The following is a 7,262-nucleotide window of genomic DNA, read 5'->3' as shown; positions in this document are numbered from 1 at the left end:
GTTCGTCGGCCAGGGGGGGGGCCAGCCAACCTGCCCCTGGGGCATCATCCAGGCTCAAAACCCCGTCGCAGCCTGCCGCGCGGGCACGCTCTGCAAGGCTGAAGCCCGCTGGGGCGGGCAGCCGGTGGATGCTGCCGGTTGCCTGAAGTACCTTGAGCCAAGGGGTGTCATCCTTGGCCAGTAATACCAACGGTAGGCCTTGGCGGGCTATGTGTCTGGCCAGTGCAAGCCAGCGTTGGGCAATGATTGAGTTGATCAGGGTGTCGCCAATCAGCAACACGCGGGGTGCTTTGGGCGCTTTTGTCGGGTGCTGCTTGGTCGCCAGCGTTGACCAGTCAGCTGTGGGGTAGCTATTTGAGTAATTGCCCAGCAGGGCTTGCCAGGGTAACTGCACAGTGGCTGCTTCTTGGACAAAACAGCGCCAATCATAGTCTTCAGTTTCGCCCAGCAGGCGGTCGTCGCGGCAAATGATGTGGTAAGGCACGCCCAGCAAATTGGGTAAATCGCACAAAGCAGTTGGGCAGCGTGCCAGTTGTTCATATGCCAGCCTCTCCAGGGGCAAGCTGCGCAGGGTGTCGACCAGCGTGTCGAATTCGCCAGGCAGTTCGAAGTCCAATTGCAGTGCCAGGGGTGGCAGTGGGGCTTGCAACGTTACCCAGGTGCGATGGCTGTCATGGTGCCAGGCCAGGTTGAATTGAGCATCGCTATGCGAGCCAGCGTGCAGGTGCAAAACCCGCTGGCTTTGCTTGGGCCACTGGGCCTTGCGGGTAGCGTGAGGTAGGCTGGCAAGTTTAGCCAGCCGGGCGCGTTGCAAGGCTTGGCGGGCAGGCTTGATAGGGTCGCGCAAGCAAAACCTGTTGTAGCGGGCTGGGGCATCCGGGTAGCGTTTACGCAAAATGGCATTGTTGTGTGCTACACGCAGGGTTTTTTCCGCGCCGAACGAAATACCCCCTTGATGCGCCACGAACACATTGGTCGCGCCCATGTGTCGCCACCCCAGAGTACGGGCACGCAGACACCAGTCGGTTTCTTCGCCGTAGCCGCGGGCCAGTTGCGCTTCGTCCAGGTACCCCGCCTCATCCAGTGCTGCACGCTTTATATAAAGGCAGAAGCCGCAGCCGGTTTCGATCTCCACCGGCACGCTGTCGCAGCTTTGCGCCAGGGTATCGAGTTCGGCCTGCTCTTGTGCGGTGGGCATGGCATGGCTGACCCGGCTTTGCGGAAAGCTCATCAGTTCGCCATTGTTGGTAAAAGGGGTGACCGAGGCGATAGTGGCATCGCTGTAAGCCACCTGGCGTAATCTGTCCAGCCAGTTGCCATGCACCCGGGTATCGGCGTTCAGCCACACCACATCCTTGTTCGGGCTCAAGGCCATGGCGCGGTTCATGGTGCGGATAAAGCCCAGGTTCACGGCATTTGTCACCAAGGTGATCTTGCCTTTGGCTGCCAGTACTTTCAGTGCTTTGGACAGTGCGGGCACTGGGGAAGCATCGTCTATCACCACCAGGCGGTGGGGGGTTCGGTTGCGCTTGCGGGCATCCAGTGCGCTGTTTATGCACTCCAATGTCTCGCTCAGGCCGTTGTACACCGGAATCAGCACGTCCACAGGCTGTTGCTGGCCGCCGCCGCCTGCTGGTGGAGGGGGGGCAAAGGCTGGCATTGCGAATACCGGGCTGCCCAGCAGCGGTGTGCCATTGGCAAAGCACAGATGCACTGCGGCGGTTGGGTTTGTCACGCTGATCCGGAAGCCGCCATGGCTACCAGGCAAGCCCGCGGCACTAAGCAGTGGGTGCGCTGCGCTGGCAGACGTATCGGCTTGTATGCCGTTGGCCTGCACCTTGAGTGCGACGGGCGCCTGGAGGTTGCGCAAGTCGATCGCCCAGCCCTGGATTACCTGCTGTTCAGGTATGTAGCGCGCCACGCCTACTGTGGTCGGGGCATCGGGCAGTCCTGCCAGCAGCTTGAGCACATGGGCCAGTTCCTGGCCGGTATGAATGTCTGGCAGGTGGGCCAAAATCATGCGGTGCAGCTCGGCAGGGGGCTCCGATTGGCTGCGGGTCTGCCAAAGCGTCAGGCGCAGGGCCAGGTCGTTGGGTTGTGTCTGCCACGCCGTTGTCAGGTAACGGGTGGCGAGTTCGAAATGTGTTTGCGCCAGTAGGCTGCGCCCGACCAGTGCATGGATGTCTGCACGCTCAGGCAGGGCCTGGGCGGCATTGGCGAAATAAACAAAGGCCAGCTCGGGCGTTTGCGGCAATGCCGCGATGCCTTTCCAAACCAGCGCTTCCGGCCGGTACTCGCCGGTATGCAGGGCGCGCTCGAGTGCCGCTGCCGCCGGGCCAAGCTCGTTGGCTTGGCGGTGACGGTGGAAAATGTCCATGAGCGTTTCTCGCCCATGGTCGAGTTGTCTGGACATAAGCTTGGCTTGGCTACAAAAAATAAAAAGAGGGGCGACCCGAAAGTCGCCCCCTTTGGCATATGCCCAGCCTTGCGGCCGGGCATACGCTTCGCTACAGCAGGGCTAGTTAGACTTGGCCGTGCAGCACAACGACGTTGTCGATGTGAGCAACAGCTTCGTCGGAACCAACGATGCCCAGCGCCACGTCTGCGTGGGTGCCGCCGTTAGCCAGCAGAGCCAGCCAATCAGCTTTACCGTCTGCATCCGAAGCACGGCCCAGCGCGGACTGGTACAGGCCTTCGATGAAGTCGCTGTCAGACTTGGTCTGAGCTTCAGCGGAACCAACGATGGCAGCAGCCACGTCGGCACGGCTTGCGCCGTTGAACAGCTGGCCTACCCAAGCGTTCAGGCCTTCTTCCTCGGCAGGGCGGCCCAGTACGTTTTCGTACAGGTCACGGACGAAGTCACCGTTCGACTGGTCGGCAGCGATCGCTTCTTGCGAAGTAGCGATGGCGGCAGCGATGTCGGCCAGGGACTGCGAACCGTTGGCCAGCTGGCCAGCCCAGGCAGCAGCGCCGTCGGCGTCAGCATCACGACCCAGCAGAGCTTGGTACAGTTCGTTGATGTCGGTAGCGTTGACAGCACCGGCGAACTCGTTGGAGTTCAGGAAGATGTTGGCGATGTCGGTCAGCGAAACGCCAGCGTTCACTGCACCAACAAAGTCTTTGGCGCCTTGTGCGTCAGCGTCACGGCCCAGGATGCCTTCATACAGGCGCAGGGCAGCAGCTTCGTCTTGGCTGTGAGCCAGGGCTACGGTTTCAACGGTTTCGCCATTAACGAAGGTCAGGAACTCAGCGTTAGTGATCGAAGCGGTTTGGCCAGCACCTGGAGCAGCGGTCAGGTTGACGTTGAAGTTGTTGCCAACTGCGAAGTTGTAGGCATCGCGCGCGCCGTCCAGCTGGACAACGTCGAAGCCTGCACCGGTGTCGACTACGTCAGCGTGGTTAACGCCGCTCAGGACGACGGTGTCGTTACCCGAACCGGTGGTCACGTTGTTGTTGCCAGCGCCAGCGATAACGGTGTTGTTGCCGTTGCCGGTAACGATGGTGTCGTTGCCGTCACCTGCGTCGATGTGGGTGTTCTGGTCGCCTTTGACAGTGATCACGTCATCGCCGTTGCCGGTGGTGACTACCAGTTGGATGGCGGAGTCGTCAGCGGTGACGGCAACATCGGCAGCCAGGGCAGCGAAGGCCTGAACGGCTGGGGCAGCGGAGTTGCCCTGCAGGTTGACAACCAGGTTAGCGTCGCTTTCCAGGATGTAGGTGCTGGCGCCAGCGGCTTCAGCTTTGGACAGGTCGAGGGTAACTTGGTCGCCTTTGTTACCGGCTACAACGCCGGTTACCACGTCGACAGCGCCGGAGGTCGGAACCTGCAGGTTCACGCCGTCGAAGCTAGCCACATTGACAGTGGTGCCTTCGCCCAAGCCCAGCAGGGAGCTGATGGCGGCTACAGTGCTGTCCGACAGGGTGGAGCTGTCCAGGTGCGCTTGCAGCTGTGTGGACGATACGGGGTTATCGTATTGCATGGTGTATTCCTGTTACTTCAAGCCAGTTGGCTTGCGGTACTGATTTTCTGCTGATAGGCAGAGTTTTCCCACGGAGACTTAGAGCGGGCAGCGTTCGTCTTCGTAACGGGAGTAATGGCGATATGCAGCGCCACCAACGGCTCGGTGCCGGTAGGGCCATGCATCATCTGATTGGTCACCAGGCACTGCGGTTCGGCGTTGCCGAACACAATGTGGCCTGTAAGTTCATAGTGTTTGCGCTGTGGGCCGACCAGGCTGAAGCCTGCGCAGATCAACGGCAGGCCTTCACCACGCAAGCCGACGAAGGTGCCGGTGGACACGTTCCGGCTTGGGCCGGACCCGGCAACCATGCAGGTGTACAGCAGGTCGACGCCGGTGGGCTTGTTCGGCCAGTCGATGGCGAAGCATTCGATGAAATCGTCGCTGCCTGGCGAGCCTACCCACCCTTCGGTCGATACCACCTCACCACCCCGATTGAAGTGGGCGGTAAGCTCGAAAGGGAGGGGGGCGGTACTGGGCGGTGCGAGAGAGGGGTCGGTGGCAACCACGGCGAAGGTGCGCATGATGGCAGGTGAGGTGTCGATGCGGTCGATACGCAGGTCGACGGGCTCGATCACGTCTTCGAACATATGGTATTCGGTGATCAAAACAGTGGTCACACCACCTTTGACGCGCGCCACAATGGTATCGCCAAGCTTAGTCAGCATGTTTTTGCTGACGCCTTCGGCAGGGAAAAAGTCGATGGAGCCTTTACCTAGGGGCGCTTGCTGAAGTGCAATGCAGACGGGCTTGTCGGCAGGCGGTTGCGAGGCGAACCGGAAAATGAACATGCCGGGCTCAAGCAACGTGACCCGGGTGCTTATCCTCAGGCCGTCAAGGGGTTGCGAAGGCATAGACATGGCGTTGTTTAGCTCCTTTTAAACAAAACACTGGTAGCTAACTTGCTCAGACCCGTGCATGCACACAAAACGGCCAGTGATGGCTCCCTGCGAAGGTGCGAAGATGCAATGCATGGGAAAAGTTGTCAACTCACAAAGGTAAAAAAAATTTCATCAAGAAATTGAACAAAATCATCCTCTTAGCAGTCTGCGGGTTGGCTTGCTCGATAACCTAGTGAGTTGGTCGGCCTTGTGATGCTACAAGAAAATCCATATTAATCAATGATTTAAAGATTTATCAGATAACGCTTGACAGCGTTGTGGCGGATTTTCGACAGGTCAAGAGTGGTTGCGATACAAGGGGTGCCGTCTGTCGCCTCGCTGATGTGACAGCTTTAAGTCGGAGGTGCCGATTCGAGGTTCCACGGCGGTTCGGGATTGAATTGTGGCGTTTTGACGCTATTCACTATGTATTCACAAATTTTCAGGCGAGAGGCACAGGTGGACGCCAAGTCGCCAACCGGCGCCCTACTCGTTGGAAGTGGGTGGTACACTGCCGGCCGTTTTCGCCTTTCTCAGTATGGATACCATGAGTTCTCTATCTGACAACAACCTGCAAGCCGCTCTCAAAGCCTGCAAAAGCAGCTTCCTGTCGGTTGGCTTCTTCAGCTTCTTCGTCAACGCACTGATGCTGGTGCCCACTTTTTACATGATCCAGATATCGGGGCGGGTGGTCCCATCCAGCAGCACCTCGACCCTGTTGATGTTGACGTTGATCCTGACTGTGTTAGTCGCAACGATGGGCGCCCTGGAGTGGGTGCGTTCGCGAATCATGGTGCGTATCAGCAACCGTTTGGATGTGATGCTAAGCCGCGATGTCTATCGCGCAAGCTTCAAGCGCGCGCTCTCCAGCGGTGGTGCGGATGCCACGGCGCAGTCGCTGAACGACCTTACGGCGCTGCGCCAGTTCTTTACCGGTTCGGGTTTGTTCGCTTTCTTCGATGCGCCATGGTTCCCTATCTATACCGTCGTGATGTTCCTGTTCCACCCTTGGTTCGGTTACATGACATTAGCGTGCGGGCTTGTCCTCGCTGGCTTGGCCGTGGTCAATCACCGGCTGACTGCCAATGCCTTGGCAAATGCCAACAAAGAGAACGTCGCTTCTAATATTGTCACTACCAAGACGCTGCGTAATGCGGAAGTCATCGAGTCGATGGGCATGCTCGAAACGCTCATGAACCGTTGGGCCAAGCGCCAGCGCCGCATCATGCTGATGCAGTCGGAGGCCAGTGATAAGGGGGGGATCGTCAGCACCATCTCGAAAACCTTCCGCACCTGGTCGCAGTCGATCATGCTGGCCATTGGTGCTTACTTGGTGGTTACCCACGAAATTAACCCAGGCTTGCTGATGGCAGGCTCGTTGCTGCTTGGCCGGGCATTGGGGCCCATCGATCAGATGATCGGCAGCTGGAAAGGCTTCGTCGCGGCCAAAGTGCAATACGACCGCTTAAGCAAGGTTTTAGACGACCTGAGCAAGGAGCCAGAGCGTATGCCGCTGCCGGCACCCGAAGGCCAGATCCAGGTAGAAAACCTGGTTGTTGCGCCGCCAGGCGCCAAGGCCCCCGTGATTCGTAACATGAGTTTCGTGGTGCCCTCCGGTTCCATCGTCGGTATCGTTGGGCCAAGTGCGGCGGGCAAGTCCACCCTGGTACGAGCGTTGATGGGCATCTGGCCGCCGCAGCATGGTGTGGTGCGTCTGGACGGCGCCGATATCGCCAGCTGGGACAAACAAGCGCTGGGTCAGTATGTGGGCTACCTGCCGCAAGATATCGAGTTGTTCGAAGGTAGCATCAGCGAAAACATCGCCCGCTTTGACAAGATCGACCCGGAAAAAGTGGTGCAGGCTGCACAAATGGCTGGCGTGCACGAAATGATCCTGATGCTGCCGGATGGCTACGACACCGTGATCGGTAGCGACGGTGTCAACCTGTCCGGCGGCCAGCGCCAGCGTGTCGGCCTGGCGCGGGCTATCTACGGTACCCCTCGCTTGATCGTACTCGACGAGCCTAACTCCAATCTGGACGATGTCGGCGAGCGCGCCTTGGGGGTTGCCTTGCAAAAACTCAAGGAAACCGGCGCTACGGTGTTCATCGTCTCGCACCGCCCCAATATCCTGACCCGGTTGGACCGCATTTTGGTCATGGCTGGTGGGGCCATTTCGCTGTATGGCGAGCGTGACCGTGTTATCGCCGAGTTGGCCGCGCAGCAAGCCAAGGGCCAGCAGCGTGTCGGCCAGGCCGCCGCAGCGCAGGCCCCTACCGCCGCTACACCCAACCCAGCTTCCCCAGCGCCTGCTGCCGCAGCGCCGGTCGTACCGACCAGTACTGGCGCGTAAAAGGACTTT

4 protein-coding genes are annotated in these 7,262 nt (G+C 59.3%); 1 reads left to right on the top strand and 3 read right to left on the bottom strand.

Going from position 1 to position 7,262, the window contains the following annotated elements; genetic code table 11:
• From AC07XM_RS24635 to AC07XM_RS24625, 3 genes are all read right to left on the bottom strand, one after another.
• Positions 1–2,377: glycosyltransferase family 2 protein (locus tag AC07XM_RS24635; RefSeq protein WP_102690348.1), on the bottom strand; the 2,377-nt coding region annotated here is incomplete at its 3' end.
• A 145-nt stretch (positions 2,378–2,522) separates the two neighbouring features.
• The gene (locus tag AC07XM_RS24630; RefSeq protein WP_060518636.1) at positions 2,523–3,980 is read right to left on the bottom strand and encodes a DUF4214 domain-containing protein; all 1,458 of its coding nucleotides are present in this window, start codon (positions 3,978–3,980) and stop codon (positions 2,523–2,525) included.
• Positions 3,981–3,997: 17 nt separating this feature from the next.
• Positions 3,998–4,873 carry a hypothetical protein gene (locus tag AC07XM_RS24625; RefSeq protein ID WP_060518634.1) on the bottom strand — a complete coding sequence of 292 codons (876 nt, stop codon included), beginning with the start codon at positions 4,871–4,873 and terminating at the stop codon, positions 3,998–4,000.
• A 574-nt stretch (positions 4,874–5,447) separates the two neighbouring features.
• On the opposite strand from AC07XM_RS24625, the gene AC07XM_RS24620 reads away from it, so the two are divergent.
• On the top strand, positions 5,448–7,253 hold the full coding sequence (locus AC07XM_RS24620) for a type I secretion system permease/ATPase (protein ID WP_060518688.1): 1,806 nt from the start codon (positions 5,448–5,450) through the stop codon (positions 7,251–7,253).
• The last annotated feature ends 9 nt before the right edge of the window (positions 7,254–7,262 follow it).

The organism is Pseudomonas sp. GW460-LB5 (assembly GCF_059423245.1).
Note: the sequence above shows the minus strand (reverse complement) of the source record. Positions and strands in the feature narration are given on the sequence as shown.

What these genes read in the sequence shown, in the direction of transcription:
- AC07XM_RS24630 (WP_060518636.1), bottom strand. Translation starts at nt 3,980, where the DNA reads ATGCAATACGATAACCCCGTATCGTCCACACAGCTGCAAGCGCACCTG.
- AC07XM_RS24625 (WP_060518634.1), bottom strand. Translation starts at nt 4,873, where the DNA reads ATGCCTTCGCAACCCCTTGACGGCCTGAGGATAAGCACCCGGGTCACG.
- AC07XM_RS24620 (WP_060518688.1), top strand. Translation starts at nt 5,448, where the DNA reads ATGAGTTCTCTATCTGACAACAACCTGCAAGCCGCTCTCAAAGCCTGC.